The sequence below is a fragment of the Collimonas sp. GW821-FHT02H07 genome (assembly GCF_059421505.1).
Genome location: NZ_JBWKVC010000002.1, coordinates 455,825 through 477,105 on the forward strand (window position 1 = coordinate 455,825; position 21,281 = coordinate 477,105).

At 60.0% G+C, this 21,281-nt stretch carries 21 protein-coding genes; 9 read left to right on the plus strand and 12 right to left on the minus strand.

Annotated elements, in window-relative coordinates; translation table 11 throughout:
• Window positions 1-16 precede the first annotated feature (16 nt).
• On the minus strand, window positions 17-826 hold the full coding sequence (locus AC07V8_RS05255) for an alpha/beta fold hydrolase (RefSeq protein ID WP_494677598.1): 810 nt from the start codon (window positions 824-826) through the stop codon (window positions 17-19).
• Window positions 819-1,817, minus strand: coding sequence for a M14 family zinc carboxypeptidase (locus tag AC07V8_RS05260; protein WP_494677599.1), 999 nt, complete (start codon window positions 1,815-1,817; stop codon window positions 819-821). Before AC07V8_RS05260 ends, AC07V8_RS05255 begins: the two co-directional genes overlap by 8 nt.
• Before the next feature lie 210 nt (window positions 1,818-2,027).
• Between AC07V8_RS05260 and AC07V8_RS05265 the strand changes: the two genes are divergently transcribed.
• On the plus strand, window positions 2,028-2,888 hold the full coding sequence (locus AC07V8_RS05265) for a PhzF family phenazine biosynthesis protein (RefSeq protein ID WP_494677600.1): 861 nt from the start codon (window positions 2,028-2,030) through the stop codon (window positions 2,886-2,888).
• 13 nt (window positions 2,889-2,901) lie between these two features.
• Here the strand turns inward: AC07V8_RS05265 and AC07V8_RS05270 are convergent, their stop codons facing one another.
• Window positions 2,902-4,137 (minus strand): NADH:flavin oxidoreductase/NADH oxidase family protein, encoded by a 1,236-nt coding sequence (locus tag AC07V8_RS05270; RefSeq protein ID WP_494677601.1) that lies wholly within the window; start codon window positions 4,135-4,137, stop codon window positions 2,902-2,904.
• 66 nt (window positions 4,138-4,203) lie between these two features.
• Between AC07V8_RS05270 and AC07V8_RS05275 the strand changes: the two genes are divergently transcribed.
• Window positions 4,204-4,644 carry a MerR family transcriptional regulator gene (locus tag AC07V8_RS05275; RefSeq protein ID WP_494677602.1) on the plus strand — a complete coding sequence of 147 codons (441 nt, stop codon included), beginning with the start codon at window positions 4,204-4,206 and terminating at the stop codon, window positions 4,642-4,644.
• A 41-nt stretch (window positions 4,645-4,685) separates the two neighbouring features.
• On the opposite strand, the gene AC07V8_RS05280 is transcribed toward AC07V8_RS05275, so the two are convergent.
• Window positions 4,686-5,072, minus strand: coding sequence for a nucleotide pyrophosphohydrolase (locus tag AC07V8_RS05280; RefSeq protein ID WP_494677603.1), 387 nt, complete (start codon window positions 5,070-5,072; stop codon window positions 4,686-4,688).
• Window positions 5,073-5,310: 238 nt separating this feature from the next.
• Here AC07V8_RS05280 and AC07V8_RS05285 point away from each other — a divergent pair, with 238 nt between their 5' ends.
• Window positions 5,311-6,714: a GGDEF domain-containing protein gene (locus AC07V8_RS05285; RefSeq protein WP_494677604.1), complete on the plus strand. Its 1,404-nt coding sequence runs from the start codon at window positions 5,311-5,313 to the stop codon at window positions 6,712-6,714.
• Between the two features lie 23 nt (window positions 6,715-6,737).
• On the opposite strand, the gene AC07V8_RS05290 is transcribed toward AC07V8_RS05285, so the two are convergent.
• The 4 genes from AC07V8_RS05290 to pepN all read right to left on the minus strand — a co-directional run bounded on the left by AC07V8_RS05290 (window position 6,738) and on the right by pepN (window position 11,731).
• Window positions 6,738-7,295 (minus strand): DUF2726 domain-containing protein, encoded by a 558-nt coding sequence (locus tag AC07V8_RS05290; RefSeq protein ID WP_494677605.1) that lies wholly within the window; start codon window positions 7,293-7,295, stop codon window positions 6,738-6,740.
• 232 nt (window positions 7,296-7,527) lie between these two features.
• Entirely contained in the window at window positions 7,528-7,812 is a 285-nt protein-coding gene (locus AC07V8_RS05295) for a hypothetical protein (RefSeq protein ID WP_098495752.1), read from the minus strand.
• A gap of 138 nt (window positions 7,813-7,950) precedes the next feature.
• Entirely contained in the window at window positions 7,951-8,952 is a 1,002-nt protein-coding gene (locus AC07V8_RS05300; protein ID WP_211444045.1) for a class 1 fructose-bisphosphatase, read from the minus strand.
• A gap of 67 nt (window positions 8,953-9,019) precedes the next feature.
• Window positions 9,020-11,731 carry an aminopeptidase N gene (gene pepN, locus AC07V8_RS05305; RefSeq protein ID WP_494677606.1) on the minus strand — a complete coding sequence of 904 codons (2,712 nt, stop codon included), beginning with the start codon at window positions 11,729-11,731 and terminating at the stop codon, window positions 9,020-9,022.
• A 485-nt stretch (window positions 11,732-12,216) separates the two neighbouring features.
• Between pepN and AC07V8_RS05310 the strand changes: the two genes are divergently transcribed.
• The gene (locus AC07V8_RS05310) at window positions 12,217-12,867 is read left to right on the plus strand and encodes a DUF4136 domain-containing protein (protein WP_494677607.1); all 651 of its coding nucleotides are present in this window, start codon (window positions 12,217-12,219) and stop codon (window positions 12,865-12,867) included.
• Window positions 12,868-12,948: 81 nt separating this feature from the next.
• On the opposite strand, the gene AC07V8_RS05315 is transcribed toward AC07V8_RS05310, so the two are convergent.
• From AC07V8_RS05315 to AC07V8_RS05330, 4 genes are all read right to left on the minus strand, one after another.
• The gene (locus AC07V8_RS05315) at window positions 12,949-13,128 is read right to left on the minus strand and encodes a hypothetical protein (RefSeq protein WP_494677608.1); all 180 of its coding nucleotides are present in this window, start codon (window positions 13,126-13,128) and stop codon (window positions 12,949-12,951) included.
• Window positions 13,129-13,146: 18 nt separating this feature from the next.
• A complete protein-coding gene (locus AC07V8_RS05320; protein WP_494677609.1) occupies window positions 13,147-14,121 on the minus strand; it encodes a quinone oxidoreductase family protein in 975 nt (324 codons plus the stop codon).
• Window positions 14,122-14,204: 83 nt separating this feature from the next.
• Window positions 14,205-15,116 carry a DMT family transporter gene (locus tag AC07V8_RS05325; protein ID WP_494677610.1) on the minus strand — a complete coding sequence of 304 codons (912 nt, stop codon included), beginning with the start codon at window positions 15,114-15,116 and terminating at the stop codon, window positions 14,205-14,207.
• Between the two features lie 127 nt (window positions 15,117-15,243).
• On the minus strand, window positions 15,244-16,746 hold the full coding sequence (locus AC07V8_RS05330; protein ID WP_494677611.1) for a helicase HerA-like C-terminal domain-containing protein: 1,503 nt from the start codon (window positions 16,744-16,746) through the stop codon (window positions 15,244-15,246).
• A 91-nt stretch (window positions 16,747-16,837) separates the two neighbouring features.
• Here AC07V8_RS05330 and AC07V8_RS05335 point away from each other — a divergent pair, with 91 nt between their 5' ends.
• From AC07V8_RS05335 to rsfS, 5 genes are all read left to right on the plus strand, one after another.
• Window positions 16,838-17,563, plus strand: coding sequence for a YebC/PmpR family DNA-binding transcriptional regulator (locus AC07V8_RS05335; protein WP_494677612.1), 726 nt, complete (start codon window positions 16,838-16,840; stop codon window positions 17,561-17,563).
• A gap of 26 nt (window positions 17,564-17,589) precedes the next feature.
• Window positions 17,590-18,864: a phosphoribosylamine--glycine ligase gene (purD, locus tag AC07V8_RS05340; protein WP_494677613.1), complete on the plus strand. Its 1,275-nt coding sequence runs from the start codon at window positions 17,590-17,592 to the stop codon at window positions 18,862-18,864.
• A gap of 143 nt (window positions 18,865-19,007) precedes the next feature.
• Window positions 19,008-19,946: an oxygen-dependent coproporphyrinogen oxidase gene (gene hemF, locus AC07V8_RS05345; protein ID WP_494677614.1), complete on the plus strand. Its 939-nt coding sequence runs from the start codon at window positions 19,008-19,010 to the stop codon at window positions 19,944-19,946.
• Window positions 19,947-19,969: 23 nt separating this feature from the next.
• The gene (locus AC07V8_RS05350; RefSeq protein ID WP_494721450.1) at window positions 19,970-20,644 is read left to right on the plus strand and encodes a nicotinate-nucleotide adenylyltransferase; all 675 of its coding nucleotides are present in this window, start codon (window positions 19,970-19,972) and stop codon (window positions 20,642-20,644) included.
• Window positions 20,645-21,274 carry a ribosome silencing factor gene (gene rsfS, locus AC07V8_RS05355; protein WP_494677615.1) on the plus strand — a complete coding sequence of 210 codons (630 nt, stop codon included), beginning with the start codon at window positions 20,645-20,647 and terminating at the stop codon, window positions 21,272-21,274.
• Window positions 21,275-21,281 lie beyond the last annotated feature (7 nt).

A 21,281-nucleotide genomic window follows, 5' to 3' on the forward strand; every position in this document is an offset into this window, starting at 1 on the left:
CCGGGCCTACTTGGTGTTAATCAAGTGATACAAAGCCGGCGTCGGCGGTTTCTCCAGCCTGGGCCGGCATCGCTGCAAGCCAGTTCCGCACCTGTTCAGCGACCCAATCCCCAGCATCCAGCGTCAGGTCGTGGCCGGCAGCGGCCTGCACCGCCAGCGGCGCCTGCCACAGACGCGCAAGGTTCTGCGAGCAGCGCGGATCGATCAGGCGGTCGGCGCCGCCGGCCAGGATCAGCAGCGGCATCGACGGCGCATGTTGCGGCGCGCGGTAGCGCATCGCGGCGTACAGCTGGCGCCAGGCATTGCTGTAGCTGACCGGGTAGTCGCGCTGATAGCCGATCCATGCTGTCAGTACGTCCGCTTGCGTAGCGCAGCGATTGCTGGTCAGCTGCAGCAGCAGGCTTTCCTGTATGGCGAAATTGCGCTGGCGCAGGCCCGGCATGGCAAGGGTCAGCAGTGCCGGATAGTTGCGCGGCCTGAGGCGCTGGTAGAACGGGCTGACCGGCCGCAGGCTGGTATTGAGCAGTACGCAGCCCGCCACTTCCTGAGGATAGCGCACTGCCCAGTCGACGGCGACCATGGCGCCGAGCGACAAGGCAAACAGATGATAAGGCGGAAAAATACCCTGGTTCAGAAGCTGGCGGCGGCAGGCTTCGGTCATGTCTTCCACGCGGGTCGGGCTGCGCTCCTGATGCAGGCGGCCATTGCCGGGCAGATCGAGCAGCGTGATGTCTGCGCTTGGCACTGTTGCCCGAAAAAGCTCCGGAAATTCGCCCCAGTGCCGCGCCTCCCGCATCAGCCCGCGCAGGAACACCCACTTACTCATGGCAGGCAGCGCTTTGCGCAGCACTCGCGGAACCGGCCGGCATCCAGTTCTTGTGGGCGCTGGCGGCATGGGTCAGGAATTCAAACCAGATCAGGTGGCTGCGCAGCACCCGATGCAGCCGGCTCGGCGATCTGGGATTGAACATCCCCTGCAAAGAAAACAGCTGGCGCGGATTTTCCTTTACCCAGAGCCAGGATCCCATCTCCAGCGTGAGCGGGAGAAATACCTGCTCGCCGCCGGGCGGCATCTGCAAGTACAGGTAGTCCCACAGGTCGCCATGGGTCAGGTACTGAGAATTCTGGGCTTCAAACAGATAATTGTGCTCGCGATAGGTCTGGTTGAACAAATCGGCAAGGGCGAGAATTTCGGGCAGATGACGAATCGGCGTGCGGCTGTGCGCGTAAGGAAACCAGATGCGGTCTTTGGCGCCGAAGCCGGAATGGCAGTCCAGGGCGATGCTGAACTCGCGGCTCATCAGCTCTTCCCGCACCACGCTGCAAAGCGCCTGGGCTTCGGCTTCCATCGGCGCATCACTGACGCCGCGATACCATGGCAAGCGTGCGCTGATGCGTTGCCCGCCCAGCAGGAAGTGCACCTTCTCGCTGGCATCGACCGGCGCGTTGCGCATCAGGTCGACGCCGCGCGGATTGCAGCGGGTGCTGTCCCACATGCCGGCAGGATTGACCAGCGGCATGAAAACCAGGCGCACCGAGGCCAGCTGGTGATGCAGCACCGCGTCCCATTTCATCCGCGACAGCAAGCTGCGCAAGAAGGCCAGCAACACCCGGGTGCCGATCTTTTCGAGGCCGTGCACGCCGCCGAAGAAGCCGACCGCGGGCGCAGCCGGATCCTTGCTGCCGATGCCGAGCACGTAGACTGGAAAGCGATGGCCCTTCAGTTCGATGTCGCACACAATCCTGCTGTCCAGGTAAGGCTGGCCTTCTTGGATGATGCGTTCCAGCTCGATCAATTCGGGTAAATTGAAGTCCATTTTTGGAGCCTCCGCTGACCGATGAACGATGGATCGGCACAAGGTAAACTTTTGCGCCATGTTGTGGATATTGTCAAGGAAATACCTGAAAACCACATGCTCGGTGCGGTAGGATAGCGCTTTCGCCCTTGCGCAAGAATCGCGCGCAGATGCAGTGCGTGCGGCTTTTTCAACTCACTTTTCAACTCACTAAAGAACCACAGGACATCCATGAGCACATATGCCTTCCGGCTCCTCAACGTTTTCGCGGAATCCACTTTCGGCGGCAACCAGCTGTGCGTATTTGAAGATGCGCGCGGCATGGACGACGCCACCATGCGGGCGCTGGCGCTGCAGTTCAATCTCTCGGAAACCACCTTCATCCTGCCTTCGGAACGGGCCGATGCCAAGGTGCGCATCTTCACACCCGACTATGAAATGCGTTTTGCCGGCCATCCGACGCTGGGTACGGCCCAGGTGGTGCGGGAGCTGGCCGGCACTGGCGACGCGCTGACGCTGGAATTCAAGGCCGGCGTGGTGCCGGTGCGCGCGGAAGGTAATGTCTGGACCTTGACCGCACCGCAGCCGGACGGCTTGAAGACCGCGCCGGAGAACATGACAAGCGCCGCGATGGCGGCATTGCTGGGCCTGCATCCGGATGATGTGCTGGATGCGCCTTTATGGGTGGATACCGGCAGCGATCAGTTGCTGGTGGTGTTGCGCAGCGTCGATGCGGTACAGCGCGCCTGTCCCGACAGCGGGCGGCTCGACGCCTGGCCGGTCAGCAGCCTCGAACGCAAGACCGTCTATGTGTTTGCCTTCGATCCTGAGCGTCCCGGCCGGGTGGTATCGCGTTACTTCTTCGCCAAGGCAGGCGGCGGCGTGGTCGAAGATCCCGGCACCGGCTCGGCCTGCGCCAATCTCGGCGGCTGGCTGATCGCCAAGGGCCATGCGCTGCCGCTGCAATACCAGATTGAACAGGGCGCGGCAGTCAAGCGCCCTTGCCTGCTGCGCCTGCAAGTAACGGCCGACGCCGCGATCCAGGTGGGCGGCAATGTCATCGAACTGGGTCGCGGCACCATTACCTTATAAGCGCATTCATGCGTCAGGCGCGCGCCTGCGACCAGCGCCGGTAGCGCCGCGTCAACCGCCGCGTACGCAGCTGGTCGACAATCAGGCTCAGCAACGGTGAATGATTGCCGCTCGTGCTGCGGCTGGCGCCCAGCAAGCGCAAGCTGCGCTTGACCAGAGCCATGCGCGCCAATGCCGCCATGACCTGGTCTTTCCAGTCGACTTGCGGACTTTGCGCAGCCTGGTCGCCGCCTGCCCGCCATTGCGCCGGCAGAGCCGGCGCCAGCGCCAGTGCGGTGGCCATGCCGGCCACGGCTACTCCGCCGGCCAGCACCTGCTCGGCAACTGCCTTGCGCCGGATGCCGCCGGTGGTCATCAGCGGCATGCGGGCAACGCCGGCCAGCTCTTTGGCGAATTCAAGAAAATAGGCTTCGCGCGCCAGGCTGCGGCCATCGGCGGCTGTGCCTTGCATGGCCGGGCTTTCATAGCTGCCGCCAGACAGCTCGACCAGGTCCACGGAAAGTTCGTTCAGCCATAGAATCACTTGCCGCGCGTCGTCTTCGGTAAAGCCGCCGCGCTGGAAGTCGGCGGAGTTCAGCTTCACCGCCACGCAAAACCCGGCCGAGACCGTTGCTCTTACCGCGCGCACCACGTCCAGCAACAGACGCGCCCGGTTGGCCAGGCTGCCGCCCCAGTCATCCTGGCGCTGATTGCTGAGCGGCGACAGGAACTGCGATATCAGGTAGCCATGCGCGGCGTGGATCTCGACGCCGTTGAAGCCGGCCCGCTCAGCGGCGGCGGCAGTGGCGGCGAAACGGCCGACGACTTCCTCGATCTGGGCGCCGCTCATGGCTTTCGGCTGCACAAACAGCTTGCTGTGCTTGCCCATGTCGAGCGCCACCGCCGAAGGCGCCCAGGCGCGGCCACCCATGGCCGCCATCACCTGGCGGCCTGGATGATTGATCTGCATCCACACTTGCGCGCCCTTGTGTTTGGCGGCGTCGGCCCATTGCCTGAAAGGCTCCAGCGGGGTATCGGCTTCCAGCACGATGCCGCCGGGACCGGTCAGCGCCGCGCCATCGATCATGACGTTGCCGGTGATGATCAACCCGGCGCCGCCCTCGGCCCAGGCCTGGTACAGACGCCGTATCGCCGGACCGGGAAGCTGTCCCGCGTCAGCCATGTTTTCTTCCATGGCGGCCTTGGCCAGGCGGTTGGGCAGCACGCTGCCATTCGGTAGTTGCAAGCTTGAAAACAGGGCTGATTGCATGGCGGATCCGTCAATGAAAGGTGGAAATACTGTATCCTAAGTTTAAAGTCAACTTGAAGGTCAAGCATGATGAAGATCGGGGAACTGGCGGAAAAAACCGGCGTGGCGCCCTCCGCCATCCGCTACTACGAGCAAAGCGGCCTGCTGCCCAAGGCGGAACGTGGCGCCAACGGCTATCGCGAATATGCCGATGCAGCGGTGGAACGTCTGCGGCGGATCCAGATGGCGCAGGCACTGGGCTTTTCGCTGGAGGCGATACGCAGCGTGTTTGCCAGCCATGGAGACCTGGCCAAAGATGCGTTGCTGAGCAAGCTGGGCGGCCGGCTGCAAGAGATCGAACAGCTCATGGGTACCTTGCGCCAGCAGCAGCAACACTTGCTGGCCTTGCGCGTGACGCTGCGTGAAAGCTGGGCTGAAGGCGAGTGCCTGAATGCAGACGCCTTGGCGCAAGACAAACTGGCCAAGCCGGCCCGCCCGCATCGCCCTAAAGCCAATGCCCACGGCTGACCGGCGGTACAAGGGGCACGGCAGCGCGGCCTGCGGGAGGGTCAGGGATTTTTGTATTCGTAGTATTTGCGCGCATCGCCGCGCACTTGATCGGCCGGATACTTGGCGCGGTTAAGCACCATTTTTTCTGCCACCGCCGCGTTGAGATCGATATCCAGCTTGTCGGCCAGCCGGATCAGATAAACCAGCACATCGGCCATTTCGTGTCCGACCTGTTGCAGCTTGTCAGGGCCGAGCTCCTGGCTGCTGCCAGTCTGCAGCCATTGAAAATGTTCCAGCAGTTCGGCCGCCTCGACGCACAGCGCGGACGACAGGTTTTTCGGCGTATGGAACTGGTCCCAGTCGCGCTCGTCGACGAAAGCGCGAATTTCCTCGCGCAGTTTGGCAAATTCGCCCCCGTGTTCACCCTTGCCTGGCTGATCATTCATGCTGAAACTCCCTGTTGAAATTCCCGACATCATATATGCAGCCGAGACAAAAATGCGTCCCTGCTCCGGCTGTTAAAGACTGTTAAAAATAACAGATTAACAATCGATCCTACATAAAACCCTATCGAAATGGGGAAATGTTTGTTACCTTGCGTATAGGAACATGTTCCTACAGACATTTTGTGAACTGCCGTGCCGCCGTTACCTGACGGAATTATCATCTGGACCAAGGATGCATATGGACATGAGCGCAAAAATCGGCGAACGGCCTGAAACCATCCGCCGGGTTACCAAAATCTATGCTGCTTTCCTGATCGCCGGTTTCGCCCTGTCGCCCGCCTTTCTGATTGCTTACCTGTATTTTTTCCAGGATCCGACGCTCAAATTCGAGAACCACCTGTTCCATGAAATCGCCATTACCGGCGCCACCATCGAAGGCCTGTTCGTTACCTATGTCAGCTGGCGCTGCTATCTGTCGTCGGGAGAACCGCTACTTCGCTGGCTGACACTGGGCTTCCTCGGCTTCACCCTGATCTATGTGCCGCACGGCGCATTCACCGGCATGGCGCACCAAAATATCTGGCTGTTCCTGCTGTATGGCCCGGCCTCGAGGCTGGCGATGGCGATCCTGCTGCTGATCGGCCTGCTGTCTTTCAACCAGGAACCCGACACGCCGGCACAACGGGTCAATCCGCGCACATGGCTGGCCTGGATAGCGGCGTTCCTGGCGATTAACGTGGCGGTGGCGATTGCCGCCAATTCACCGATCGCAGGCAGCCCGCCGTTACGGCTGGCGATGGAGGGAGGCGCGTTGATGTTTGCGGCGATCAACCTCACCGTCATGCTGGTGGGGCGGATCCGCTCGCCGCTGATGACGATTTTCGGGATCGCCATCGCCTTGTTTGGATTGTCCTCGCTGGCCTTCATTCTCGGCAAGCCGTGGAATCATATGTGGTGGCTAGCACACGCAATCTTTGCCGGCGGCTTCTTCATTCTCAGCTACGGCATCGTCAAGGCGTTTCATACCACGCGCTCGTTCGCCAATATCTATAACCAGGAAGAGATGGTGAACCGCCTGGCGATGGCCATGGTGAGGACCGAAAACGCCCTGCAGGAACTGCAGCGCAGCAACCAGATGCTGGAGCACCTGGCATCGACCGATCCGCTCACCGGCGCCGCCAACCGGCGTCACTTCATCGAACGGGTCGATGCCGAGATCGCCCGCGCCAAGCGCGACAATCTGTCATTCGCATTGCTGGCGCTGGACCTGGATAATTTCAAGGCGATCAACGACCGTTACGGTCATCAGGTGGGGGACCAGGTGCTGCAGGGCTTCGTGCAGAAATGCACGGAACAGATCCGTCCCTACGATAGCGTGGCGCGCATGGGCGGCGAGGAATTCATGGTATTGCTGCCGCAGGCTACGCAGGAACTGGCAGTGACGATAGGAGAGCGGATCCGTTCGGCGACCGAAAACGCCGTATTCGAAAGCATCCTGATTCCCAAGCTGACGCTGACGGTGAGTATCGGCGTGTCCCAGTTCGAGCTCGATGGCAGCACGATCGACACCATATTCCGGGCCGCGGATGAACGCCTGTACCGCGCCAAGGATCAGGGCCGGAACTGCGTGATTACGGCATAAACCGGGCGCCCGGCGCTGCTGGCTTAACCGGCGCCGGTATTCCGGTATCTGCCGATGCCGATGCCGAAGATGCTGGTCTGATGGGTCTTGTTTTTCACCACCCGCAGCTTCTTGCTCGGATCGAGCAAGGTGAAGCGCTCCCGGATATCGGCTTCGCTGGGCAAGGAATTGGCGCGCCAGCGGATGATGTCGATGCCGGCCTTTTTCAGCGCCTTGTATTTTCTTTCATCTTCCTTGCTGACGATCTTGGAGCTGTAGTTTTTAGTATCGATCTCGATCACCGCAACCACGTCGCTGGCTTTATCGCACACCACAAAATCGAGATTCTTCGAGGTCATGGAATCCAGGCCGCCGCTATCCTTGGTGCCCAGGCAGCGGCCCAGGCTGACTTGCGCCAGCACCATATGGTCCGGCAAGGCGCCGACCAGCCGCCAGTACAGGACTTGCTCATGGTTCGACAGAGGTTTTTTCTTGATGTACTCGCGGCGCTTCTGCTGTGCCGCCTGCTTCTCTCTGGTGAGCACGGTAATCACCGCCAAGATGATGAGCGTCAGCACCGTCAGTGTGATGATTGCTTTCATTATTCTGTTCCCCTGGTTGAATGCAGCGGCCATTATATTTCCATATAGAAATATAATGAAGACAAAAATGTAAAGCTAGAGGGATAGTACGAGAGGATGCGGGAGGGATGGCAGCGCGAGCAGCGGAAGAAGCGGGCGCCGATGCATGAGTTGCCGTTGTCGCCATGAAGCTGCCGGCGCGCCGCGCTGACAGCTTCGATAAAGCGATAAAACTATGCCGATAACTATGTCGTTATGCGCTTAAACCGAAAATCGCATCGTAGCCGTTCTTGACCCGGTCGATTTCCTTCAGCTCATTGCTCAGCTCCAGGTCTTCCAGCTCTTCCACCGCGTTGTTGAACTGCTTGCGGTCGGCGGCGCCGATAACACGGTAAATCTCTTGCTTCGCATTGAGGACAGCAATCAGCATCTGTTCTTGCCGCACCAGCTTCTCTTCCGCGATGGTGATCAGCAGGTTGGTCATGATGTCTTTGTCGAACTCGGGGATGCTCTTATCTCCGACTAGTGCAGTTTTCAATCTTTTCCTCTTATTTCTATCAATGTGTGTTGCGGTCAAGCGTTTGCTGCCAGTGCGGGATTCTACAACGCCTGGCATTTCACTGCCGCGCAGGCGCCGGGTCTTCTACTCTGACTCGGCCCCGCGCAGAGGGTTCCCTCACTCCTGGTGATAGCGCGTCACCAGTTCCACTTCACTCTTGGAACCGAGGAACACCGGCACGCGCTGGTGCAGTTTCTCCGGCTGGATATCCAGGATGGCTTGCTTGCCGTCGGTAGCGGCGCCGCCGGCCTGTTCGACGATGAAGGCCATCGGATTGGCTTCATACATCAGGCGCAGCTTGCCTGGCTTGTCCGGTTCACGCGCATCGGCCGGATACATGAAGATGCCGCCGCGGTTCAGGATGCGATGGACGTCCGCCACCATCGAAGCGATCCAGCGCATGTTGAAATCCTTCTGGCGCGGACCGGTGCTGCCGGCCAGCATTTCGTTGACGTAGCGCGTCACCGGCGGATGCCAGTGGCGGGCATTGGAAGCGTTGATGGCGAATTCCTTGGTCTCGGCAGGGATCTGCATGTCGCGCTGGGTCAGCACCCAGGAACCCATTTCGCGGTCCAGGGTGAAGCAATGGACGCCATTGCCGGTGGTCAGCACCAGCATGGTTTGCGGACCGTAGACGGCGTAGCCGGCGGCAACCTGCTTGCGGCCGGATTGCATGAAGTCTTGCTCGGTCGGCGTTGTCATGCCGTCCGGCGCCTTCAGCACCGAGAATATGGTGCCGATGGAAACGTTGACATCGATGTTGCTGGAGCCGTCGAGCGGATCGAACAGCAGCATGTATTCGCCTTGCGGATAGCGGTTGGGAATCGGGTGGATGGATTCCATCTCTTCCGACGCCATGGCCGCCAGGTGGCCGCCCCACTCATTGGCTTCCAGCAGGATTTCATTGGAAATGATATCCAGCTTTTTCTGCACTTCGCCCTGCACGTTTTCGCTGTCGGCGCTGCCCAGGACCTCGCCCAGCGCGCCCTTGCCCACCGCGTGGCTGATGGTTTTGCAGGCACGGCCCACGACTTCGATCAGCAGGCGCAATTCGGCCGGGATGCTGTTGTGCAAACGCTGTTGCTCGATCAGGTGCTGCGTAAGACTGACACGTTTCATATTGCTCTTTCTTCGTTGTAGCTGTTCGCCGCCGAGCTGGCATGCCAAGGCGGCGAAGCGGCCAAAATCAATTGGCTAATGCCTTGCCAATCACTTCCAGTACATCTTTAGATAAGTTGGGCGCTGCCGCCACCCGCTGCAGGGCGCTGCGCATTTTTTCCTGCAGCGCTGGCGCATATTTGCGCCAGCGGTCCATGCTGCGCGCCAGCCGCGAAGCCACTTGCGGATTGACGCCGTTGAGCGCGATCACCTGATCTGCCCAGAACTCGTAACCGCTGCCGTCGGCCGCATGGAAATTGGCCGGGTTGCCGCTGCAGAAACTGAAAATCAGGCTGCGTGCGCGGTTCGGGTTTTTCAGCGTGAAAGCCGGATGCTCGGCCAGGGTGCGAATGGTGGCGACGTCGGCGGTATAGGCCATGGCTTGCAGGGCAAACCACTTGTCGATCACCAGCGCTTCCTGTTCGAAGTCCGTGTAGAACTTTTCCAGCGCTGCGGCCTTGCCCGGCGCACTGCTGTTGGTCAGCGCCACCAGCGCGGCCAGGCGGTCGGTCATGTTGTTGGCGTTGTCGTACTGCTGCTGCGCCAGCGCATGGGCGGCGGCATCGTCGGCCTGGATCAGGTACGACAGGGCGACGTTCTTCAAGGCGCGCTTGCCGGCGGCTTGGGCGTCCGGGCTGTAGTCGCCAGGCGTCTGGCTGGCGTGATACGCGGCCAGCAGATCGTCCTTCAGCGCTGCGCCCAGCTTGCCGCGCAAGTATTGGCGCGAGGTGTGGATCGCTTGCGGATCGATGACTTCGGTTTGCTCGGCCAGCAGTGCTTCCGACGGCAAGGTCAGCGCTTGCTCGCGGAATGCCGCATCCAGTGCGCCGTCATTCAGGATCAGGCCAAGCGCCTGGCCCAGCGCCGCGCTGTTGGACGCGGCGTGGTTCATCACTTCTTCCAACGCCACCACGTGGCCCGCCTGCGATGCTTCCTGCACCGCCGCGGTCAGCGCCAGCAGGCTGCGGGTCGCCAGGCGCTGGCCCGCTTCCCAACGATTGAAGGCGTCGCTGTCGTGCGCCAGCAGGAAAGCCAGTTCGGCATCGCTGTATTCGACATCCAGCACTACCGGCGCGGAGAAATTGCGCAGGATGGACGGCACCGGCGCTTCGGCGACATCGACAAAACGGAAAGTCTGCTGCGCCTTGGTCAGCTCCAGCACGCGGGTCGTTTCGTTGCCTGCCTTGCCTTTGTTGTCGGTGCTGAGACGCAGCGCCATGTCCTTGCCGCTGCTGTCGAGCAGGCCGACCGCGACCGGAATGTGGAACGGCAGTTTCTTGTTTTGTCCTGGCGTCGGCGCGCAAGTCTGCGACAGCGTCAGTTCGTAAGTTTTCTTGGCGGCGTCGTACTTGCCCTGCGCCTGCACCCGCGGCGTGCCGGCCTGGCTGTACCAGCGCTCGAACTGGCTCAGGTCGCGGCCGTTGGCGTCGACCATGGCGGCGCGGAAATCGTCGCACTCGACGGCCTGGCCGTCGTGGCGTTCGAAATACAGGTCCATGCCTTTGCGGAAGCCGTCGCGGCCGAACAAGGTCTGGTACATGCGCACGACTTCGGCGCCCTTTTCGTAGATCGTGACAGTGTAGAAATTATTGATTTCGACGTAGGAATCGGGACGCACCGAGTGCGCCATCGGACCTGCATCTTCCGGGAACTGCGCCTGGCGCAAGACGCGCACGTCGTCGATGCGCTTGACGGCGCGGCCGCTGTCGGTGCCGACCATGTCGGCCGAGAATTCCTGGTCGCGGAATACCGTCAGGCCTTCCTTCAGGGACAACTGGAACCAGTCGCGGCAGGTGACGCGGTTGCCGGTCCAGTTGTGGAAGTATTCGTGGCCGACCACCGCCTCGATATTGGCGTAGTCGACATCGGTGGCGATGCGCGAATTGGCCAGCACGAACTTGGTGTTGAAAATGTTCAGGCCCTTGTTTTCCATCGCACCCATGTTGAAGTCGCCAACGGCGACGATCATGAAGCGGTCCAGGTCCAGCTCCAGGCCGAAGCGCTCTTCATCCCAGCGGATGCTGTTGATGAGGGAATCCATGGCGTGCTGGGTCTTGTCCAGGTTGCCGTCTTCCACCCACACCTGCAGCAAGACTTCACGGCCGGATTTCAAGGTGTATTTTTGTTCCTGGCAGACCAGGTCGCCGGCCACCAGTGCGAACAGGTAGGACGGCTTCTTGAACGGGTCTTCCCACTTGGCGTAGTGACGGCCGTCAGGCAGGTCGCCCTCTTCGATCAGGTTGCCGTTCGACAGCAGCACCGGATACTGCTTCTTGTCCGCGCGCAGCATGACGGTGTACTTGGCCATCACATCCGGACGGTCCGGGAAGTAAGTGATCTTGCGGAAGCCTTCGGCCTCGCACTGGGTGAAGAAATTACCGTTGGAGACATACAGTCCCATCAGCGAAGTATTCTTTTCCGGGCTGGTCAGGGTTTCAATTTCCAGCACCACCTTGGCGGGCGCGGACGGAATCCGCAGCTTGCCGCCTTCCAGCTGGTACTGGCTGGCCTTCAGTTGCTTGCCGTTGAGGCGCAACTGCACCAGTTCCAGTTCTTCGCCGAACAGGACGATTTCCTTGCTGGCGCTGGCCGGATTGCGGCGCATCGTGATGCGGGTGGCAATGCGGGTAGCGGCCGGATCGAGATCGAAGCCCATGTCGACGCTGTCGACCAGGAAGGCGGGAACGGTGTAATCCTTACGATGGATGGTTGGAGGCGTGACGGAAGTATCGGTGCGCATAGGAGATGGTCGCTAAGGTAACGTAACGGGTTAATGGTGATAACTTCGGTTGACAACTATGGTTGGTAACGACAGTCGGCAACTAAGCGGTCTGCATGGGCGATAGCCCAGTGACTTGCTTAATGACGTGCTGGTCAGTCTTAATCAGTGTTAATAATTCGGGCAGACAGTGATTCTACCAATCAAAGCGCAATGCATCATCCAATTTGAGGGAGATATGCGCTGTATCGCCAAACAACAAATATCAATCGAACAATATAATAATAGGTAATAGAAATTGCCATTCGGAATAGATCGCTGGCGCAAGTTACAGATCGTGACAATGCGATAGAGCAGCGCTATCAAGACTTGGCTAAAATGCTGTTATCAAGCTGCTCTTTCAGCCTCCAGCCAGAAGACCGCTCGTCCCATGTGCCAGCTGCCGCCCTTGCCTGCCAGGCAAGCTTTGGAATTGCAGCGCATATCCCCCACGAAGAGGAATCGCAATGAAACGCATCATCAGTCTCTGTTTCGCCTCGCTGTTATTGCTGCTAGGCGGCTGCGCCACCGTCGTCAGCAGCAATGTCACCGCATTTAACGAATGGCCGGCGGACTTGCCGAACAAATCCTTCGTATTCGAGCACACCGATGCACAAAACAATGACCTGGAATACCGCAACTACGAAGGCCTGGTGCGGTCCGAACTGCAACGGCTGGGATTTGTGCAGCAGGACAATGCCTCTGCGGCACAATTGAAGGTCGCCCTGAACTACGGCATCAGCGCGCGCGACGTCCATGTGGTCGAACCGGTTGTCGCCGATCCGATGTGGTACGGCGGATATGGCCCCTATGGCTGGGGACGGCCAGGATTCTATGGTCCGCGTTTTTATGATCCCTTCTACGATCCGTTCTGGTATGCGCCCCAAGTGGTCGGCCAGCGCGAATATAACTATCAATTGTTCCTGCGCCGCCTGAATGTCACGATCACGCGCGCCGCCGGCGGGCAAAAGCTGTACGACGTAACAGTGAACAGCGAAGGAAAAATGGGTTCGCTGCCGGCCGTGATGCCGTATCTGGTGCGCAGCGCCTTTACCGATTTCCCGGGCAAGAGCGGCGTGCCGCATGTGGTCAAAATAAAGGTGGGAGACCAGCAGTGACCAGCAGTAAACAGCGGTCAAAAAAAACGGCCTGTGCTCCCGCACCAGCGGGGTCACAGGCCGTTTTCTTATGCAGCGGCGTTAGCTATAAAACCATTCACTGGCAAAGGTGATAAAACCGATCAGTATCACCACCAGCACCAGCACGATCAGCAGGCGGCCGAATTTGGGCGAACCGTCACTGCCGGCCGGTTGTTCTTCCGGATGCTGCATCGGATTTTCCAGCCCAGCCTGCGGCTGGTCTTTCATTGGGTCGTTCATTCATGCCTCAGTGGGTACTCAGGGAATCAGGATGGTGGAACCGGTAGTCTTGCGCCCCTCCAGGTCCGCGTGCGCCTGCGCCACGTCTTTCAGAGCATAGCGCTGGTTGATTTCAATCGTGATTTTTTTGCTCTCCACCATCTGGAACAGATCCGCTGCAGCGGCGTCCAGATCGGCACGGGTCGAGATATAGCTCGGCAGCGACGGCCGTGTAATTGTCAGCGAACCGCGCGACGCCAGTTCGTTCAGGCTGAACGGCGGCACCGCGCCTGAGGCATTGCCGAAGCTGACCATGGTGCCCAGCGGCGCCAGGCAATCCAGCGAGCCGATGAAGGTATCCTTGCCGATCGAGTCGTACACTACCGGCACGCCCTTGCCGCCGGTGATCTCACGCACCCGCTCGACAAAATTCTCGGTCTTGTAGTTGATGACATGGGTACAGCCGGCCGCCGTCGCCAGCGCTGCTTTTTCAGCCGAGCTGACGGTACCGATCATGGTCACCCCGAGCGCCCGCGCCCATTGGCTGGCGATCAGGCCGACGCCGCCGGCGGCTGCGTGGAACAGGATGGTTTCGCCGCCGCGCAAAGGGAAGGTACGGCGAAACAGGTACTGTGCGGTCAAACCTTGCAAGGTCATGGCGGCCGCGGTATCGAAGCTGATGGCATCGGGTAATTTGATCAGGAATGCGGCAGGCATCACGCGCGCCTCGGAATAGGCGCCGTTCGGCCGGGTCGCATAGGACACGCGGTCGCCGACTTTCACGTGCGTCACGCCCGCGCCGACCGCCTCGATCACGCCGGCGGCTTCCTGCCCAAGGCCACCCGGCAAGGGCTGCGGATACAGGCCGGTGCGAAAATAGACGTCGATAAAATTCAAGCCGCAGGCGGCGTGCCGGATCCGGACCTCTCCCGGGCCAGGGTCGCCAACTTCCACGTCGACATACTCCATGACTTCGGGACCGCCGGTTTTCGATATCCTGATTGCTTTTACCATGATTGCTTTCACCTCCTAATGATTCTCTTGTGCTATTGCTTAACATCGCATGAAACTGCAAAAATCATTACCTGACTGGGCTTTTACGCCTTCTTCTTTGAGATCAGATAAATCCCCACCAACACCAGACCGGTGCCTGTCAGCTGGATCACCGTAATCGGCTCTCCCAGGATCAGCGCACCTAAAAACAAGGTTGAAACCGGCCCCACCATGCCCGCCTGCGCCGCCGTCGCCGGGCCGATACGCGCCACCGCGATCATCGTCAGGAACACCGGCAGCACCGTGCAAAACACCGCATTAATCAACGACAAGCCATACACTTGCGGCAGCTGCTGCAACAGCATCGGCCAAGGCCGCAACAGCAGGAACTGCACGATGCAGGCGGCACATGAAACGCACATCGCATACGCCACCAGCCGCATCGCTCCAACCCGGCTCACCAGCTCGCCCGACAGCATCAGGTAGAGCGCATAGCTGACTGCTGCGCCCAGCACCAGCATGCTTCCCAGGCCGATATTGGCGCCGCCCAGGCGCACGTCGTGCAAAAACACCAGCACCGTTCCCAGATAGGAAATCAGCAATGCCGCCCACTCCAGCCAGCTCACCCGGCGCTGATAAAAAAAGAAAGACATCAGCAACACGAAAGACGGCGTCAAAAACAGTATCAAGCGTTCCAGCCCGGCCGAAATATACTGCAAGCCGAGGAAATCAAGAAAACTCGACAGGTAATAGCCGATCAATCCCAGCACCACTATCCGCACCCGGTCCGGATTCGACAGCGGCGTTTCGCTGCGCGCCTTCCACACCGCCACCGCAGCAAACAAGGGCAAGGCGAACAGCATGCGAAAAGTGATCAGCAACACCGCATCGACCGGATAGCGATAAATCAGCTTGGCCACAATCGCCTTGGCCGAAAACAGAATCGCGCCGGCGACGGCAATTGCCAGGCCGCCAAGAAAAAGCTGGCGATCGACCGCCGGTAACTTGCTGCTCATCGAATGCTCATGGGGGAATTGTAATGGGTATGTGAAGATCGCGTTGTTAAGGGATTGGATAGGAAAAAATGGCCATGCCATTTTTTCCCGTTCACGCGATCACGGATTGCCTGCAAAGCGCAGGGGGTTACTTTTTCTTCAGCAAGGAGCCCAGCACGCCGCGTATCAGTTCGCGGCCGACTTGCGAACCGATGGTGCGCGCAGCCGATTTCACCACCGCCTGCACCACGCTATCCTTGCGGCCGGAACCGCCGCCGAGCAGGCCGCCCAGGGCGCTGCCCCAGGAACTGACGGTCGCGCCTATCGATGAATCCGCGCCAGCTTCGGCGCCGCCTTTGGCCGCTGGCGTAGCGGCGCTGCGGCCTTTGAGTTTTTCGTAAGCGGACTCGCGATCGACCGCGTTTTCATAAACGCCGGCGACGATGGATGTCGCCATCAGTTGCTTGCGTTCCTCATCGCTGATCGGCCCGATCTGTGAAGCCGGCGGCAGGATGAACGCGCGTTCGACAATGGTCGGACGGCCCTTCTCGTCGAGGAAAGATACCAGCGCTTCGCCGACCCCAAGTTCGCCGATCACCTCCGCGGTATTCAAGGCCGGATTGGCACGGAAGGTGTCGGCGGCCGCCTGCACCGCCTTTTGATCGCGCGGGGTATAAGCGCGCAGCGCATGCTGCACGCGGTTGCCGAGCTGGCCCAGCACGGTGTCGGGAATGTCGAGCGGATTTTGCGTGACAAAAAAAACGCCCACGCCTTTAGAACGGATCAGGCGCACCACCTGCTCGATTTTTTGCAGCAAGGGCTTGGGCGCTTCGCTGAACAGCAGATGCGCTTCATCGAAGAAGAACACCAGCTTGGGCTGATCGAGATCGCCTACTTCCGGCAAATGTTCAAACAGTTCCGACAGCATCCATAGCAAGAAGGTGGAATACAGGCGCGGCGCGTTCATCAGCTTGTCTGCCGCCAGGATATTCACCACGCCCTTGCCATTGCCGTCGGTCTGGATCAGGTCGTCGATATTCAGCATCGGTTCGCCGAAGAACTGCTCGCCACCCTGCTCGCCGATGCCGATCAGGCCGCGCTGGATGGCGCCGATGCTGGCCGCCGAAATATTGCCGTATTCGGTCTGGAAGCTGGCGGCGTTGTCGCCGACGTGCTGCAGCATCGCCCGCAAGTCCTTCAGGTCCAGCAGCAGCAAGCCGTTGTCGTCAGCGATCTTGAACACCAGCTGCAGCACACCCTGCTGGGTGTCGTTGAGATTGAGCATGCGCGCCAGCAGCAGCGGTCCCATGTCGGAAATGGTGGCGCGCACCGGATGGCCTTGCACGCCGTACACGTCCCAGAAGGTGACCGGCGTCGCCGCCCACTGCGGCTCCTCAATGCCGAGCGTCTCCAGGCGCTGCTTCATCTTGCTGGAAGCGGCGCCGGCCTTGGCCATGCCGGACAGGTCGCCCTTGACGTCCGCCATGAACACCGGCACACCGCGCTCCGACAAGGCCTGGGCGATCACCTGCAAGGTCACGGTCTTGCCGGTGCCGGTGGCGCCGGTAATGCAGCCGTGACGGTTCACCAATGCCGGCAGGAGCATCAGGTCTTGCTGGGCATTCTTGGCTATCAGGAGAGGGTTTGACATGTTTTCGCGAGCTCAGAAGTGGATTTCAAGAAAGGCCAATATGGTAAAATTGCGCTTTGATTATAGCTAACTAGAGCAAGAAAGAACCATCATGGCTGGACACAGCAAATGGGCCAATATTAAGCACAAGAAGGCCGCCACCGATGCCAAGCGCGGCAAAATCTGGACCCGCTTGATCAAGGAAATTACCGTTGCGGCCCGTATGGGCGGCGGCGACATCGACGCCAACCCGCGTTTGCGGCTGGCGGTCGACAAGGCGTCCGACGCCAATATGCCCAAGGATAACGTCACCCGCGCGATCCAGCGCGGCAGCGGCAGCCTGGACGGCGTCAACTATGAAGAAGTGCGCTACGAAGGCTATGGCATCAGCGGCGCGGCGATCATTGTCGATTGCATGACTGACAACAGAATCCGTACGGTGGCTGAAGTGCGCCACGCTTTTTCCAAGTTCGGCGGCAACATGGGCACCGAAGGTTCGGTGGCGTTCATGTTCAAGCATTGCGGCCAGCTGCTGTTCGCGCCCGGCACCAATGAGGATGCCTTGATGGAAGCAGCGCTGGAAGCCGGCGCCGAAGACGTCATCACCGACGAAGAAGGCGGCATCGAGGTCATTTCCGGCCCGCACGACTTTGCCGCGCTGAAGCAAGCCTTGGAAAAGGCCGGCTTCAAGGCTGAAATGGCGGAAATCATCATGAAACCGGCGACCGAAACCGTGTTTACAGGCGACGACGCGGTCAAGATGCAAAAGCTGCTGGACGCGCTGGAAAACCTGGACGACGTACAAGAGATTTATAGCAACGCAGTCATTGAAGACTGATACTGAAGACAGATACACGGACTCATATGAAAATTCTGGTAGTGGGCTCTGGCGGCCGCGAGCATGCCCTGGCGTGGAAAATCGCCCAATCCCCGCGCATACAAACGGTCTTCGTCGCGCCTGGCAACGGCGGCACGGCGCTTGACCAGCGCCTGGAAAACATCAATATCACCGATCCGGTCGCCCTGGCAGACTTCGTCGAAAGCGAGCACGTGGCGCTGACCGTGGTCGGCCCCGAAACGCCGCTGGCGGCCGGCATCGTGAATATTTTCCGCGCCCGCGGCCTGAAGATCTTCGGCCCGACGCAGGAAGCGGCGCAGCTGGAAAGCTCGAAGGATTTCGCCAAGTCCTTCATGCAGCGGCACCACATCCCTACTGCGGAATACCAGACCTTCTCCGACGTCGCCGCGGCGCACCAGTATATCGACCAAAAAGGCGCACCGATCGTCATCAAGGCCGACGGCCTGGCCGCCGGCAAGGGCGTGGTCGTGGCCATGACCCTGGAAGAGGCGCATGGCGCGGTCGACATGATGCTGTCCGATAATCGCCTGGGCGATGCCGGCGCGCGTGTCGTGATCGAAGAATTCCTGGCCGGCGAAGAAGCCAGCTTCATCGTCATGGTGGACGGCAAGAACATCCTGCCGCTGGCGACCAGCCAGGACCACAAACGTCTCAAGGACGACGACCAGGGACCGAATACCGGCGGCATGGGCGCGTATTCGCCGGCGCCTATCGTCACGCCGGCGCTGCATGCGCGCGTGATGCGTGAAATCATCACGCCGACCGTGCAAGGCATGGCCAAGGACGGCATTCCGTTCAGCGGCTTCCTGTACGCCGGCCTGATGATCGACGACAAAGGCAATCCGAAGACGCTGGAATTCAATTGCCGCATGGGCGATCCGGAAACCCAGCCGATCATGGCGCGCCTCAAGACCGATCTGCTGGTGGTGATGGAGCATGCCGTCAACGGCACGCTGGATACCATCGAGCTGGAATGGGATCGCCGCACCGCGCTGGGCGTGGTGATGGCAGCCGCCGGCTACCCGGACGCACCACGCAAGGATGACCTGATTTCCGGCATCCCGCCCGAGAACGCCGATACCGTGACATTCCATGCCGGCACCACCCTGAACGGCGAACGCCTGACCACTTCCGGCGGCCGCGTGCTGTGCGTGGTGGGTTTGGGCGACAGCGTCAAGATGGCGCAGAAACAAGCTTACGGCGTGGTCGACCTGATTCATTTCAGCGGCTCGCAGTTCCGCCGCGATATCGGCTGGCGCGCACTGAAAAAGCACGGCTGAGCCGCTTGGCGGCTGCGGCAAAACAAGTTGGGGTCAGGAGTTTCGTCATGCACGGCGAAAAATCCTGACCCCAATTTACCTAAACGGTTTATGCTTTTGACGTTGGCAAACCAGCATATTTATAGGCACCACCGATTCGCACGATGACTTCAAACATCTCTCCCGGCAGTCCGGCCAGCGCCGTCAAATCCTATCTGCTCGACCTGCAGGCGCGCATTGTCGCGGCCCTGGAACAGATTGACGGCAAGCCCTTCGGCAGCGATCAATGGCAACGGGCCGAAGGCGGCGGCGGCATTTCCCGCATCATCGAAGAAGGCAATGTGCTGGAACGCGGCGGCGTCGGCTTCTCGCACGTGATGGGCAGCAGCCTGCCGCCCTCCGCTGCCGCCAACCGGCCGGAACTGGCTGGCCGCACCTGGGAAGCCATGGGCGTCTCGCTGGTCATGCATCCGCGCAATCCGTTCGCGCCCACCGTGCACATGAATGTGCGCTTCTTCATCGCCAGTGCTGAAGGCAAGGAACCGGTCTGGTGGTTTGGCGGCGGCATCGACCTGACTCCGTATTACGGTTTCAGCGAAGATGTGGAACACTTTCACCGCACCTGCCGCGACGCGCTGACGCCGTTCGACACCGCTGGCGACCAGGGCCCGGGACTGTATCCGCGCTTCAAGCAATGGTGCGACGACTATTTCTACCTGAAGCACCGCAAGGAGCCGCGCGGCGTCGGCGGCATTTTCTTCGACGATTTCAATGCTCTGGGCTTTGAACAAAGCTTCGCCATGATGCAAAGCGTGGGCAATGCGTTCATCCCGGCGTACACGCCGATCCTGGCGCGCCGCAAGGATATTCCCTACGGCGAAAACGAGCGCGATTTCCAGGCATATCGTCGCGGACGCTATGTTGAATTCAATTTAGTGTATGATCGCGGCACTTTGTTCGGTCTGCAATCCGGGGGACGTACCGAGTCTATCCTGATGTCGATGCCGCCCGTGGTCAAGTGGCGCTACGACTGGCAACCAGCGGCAGGAAGCCCGGAAGCCCGTTTATATTCCGATTTCCTGATCCATCGCGAGTGGGTTTGATGGATTTGATAAGCAAGTCCGCAATGACATCCAATCATTCTCCACGATCCAGGCAGTGCGTAGCAGTTCTCGGCGGTAGTTTCGATCCGGTCCACAATGGTCATGTGGCGCTGGCGAAATATTTTGTCACCTTGCTGGCGCCAGACGAGTTGCGGGTAATTCCTACCGGCAACCCTTGGCAAAAACACGGGCTGGAAGCCAGCCCGGAGCAACGGGTCGAGATGGTGAAGCGCGCCTTCAGCCAGCAAAGCGTGCCGCTGGTCATCGACAGCCAGGAAATCGAGCGCAAGACGGCAACGTATACCATTGATACATTGCAATCATTGCGGGCCGAACTCGGGCCGCAGGCATCTATCGTTTTCCTGATGGGTGCGGACCAGTTGCAGCACTTGAATACCTGGCAAGGCTGGGATCGCCTGTTTGACTATGCCCATCTGGGTGTGGCTTCGCGGCCCGGGTTTGCCATGGATGCATCGCAGGTTCCTGCCGAGGTCACGCGCGAATTCACACGCCGCGCCGCCACCCCGGAACAGATTCGCCAGAGCGCGCACGGCTTGACCTACCTGGCAAGGAACCTGGCTGTAGATATTTCGGCAACAGAAATTCGTGCCGCACTGCACAACGCAAAACGACCCGACACGCTGGTCCCGGCGGCAGTACTGGACTATATTGAACAACATCATCTCTATAAGAATTAAATGGATATCAAAAAACTACAAAGTCTCGTCATCGATGCCCTCGAAGACGTCAAAGCCCAAGACATTCGCGTCTACGACACGGTCCACCTGACCGGCCTGTTCGACCGCATCGCGATTGCCTCCGGTACTTCCAACCGCCAGACCAAGGCGCTGGCCGCTTCGGTGCGCGACAAGGTCAAGGAAAACGGCGGCAACATTCTCAGCGTTGAAGGTGAAGACACCGGCGAATGGGTGCTGGTCGACATGGGCGACATGGTGGTCCACATCATGCAGCCGGCGATCCGCGCCTACTACCGCCTGGAAGAAATCTGGGGCGACAAGGAAGTCAAGTTCGGCGCCGCCAAGCGCGTTTCGACCCGCACGGCCGCTGAAGAAGAAGCGCCGAAGAAGATCTCGCGCCATCTGACCACTTCGCAAGCCTTGAAGCCGGAAGACGACACCCCGAAGAAAGCGCCTGCGCGCAAGAAGCCGGTCAAGACCGACGGCGCCAAGAAGGCGGTCGGCAAGACCATCAAGGTAGCGCCATCGAAGAGCTCGATTCCGCCTAAGAAGACTGCCGCGCCTAAGAAGGCACCGGCCAAGAAGCCAGCCGTCAAGCGCGCTCCGGCAAAAACCAAGGCAGCTGAATAAGCTGCTG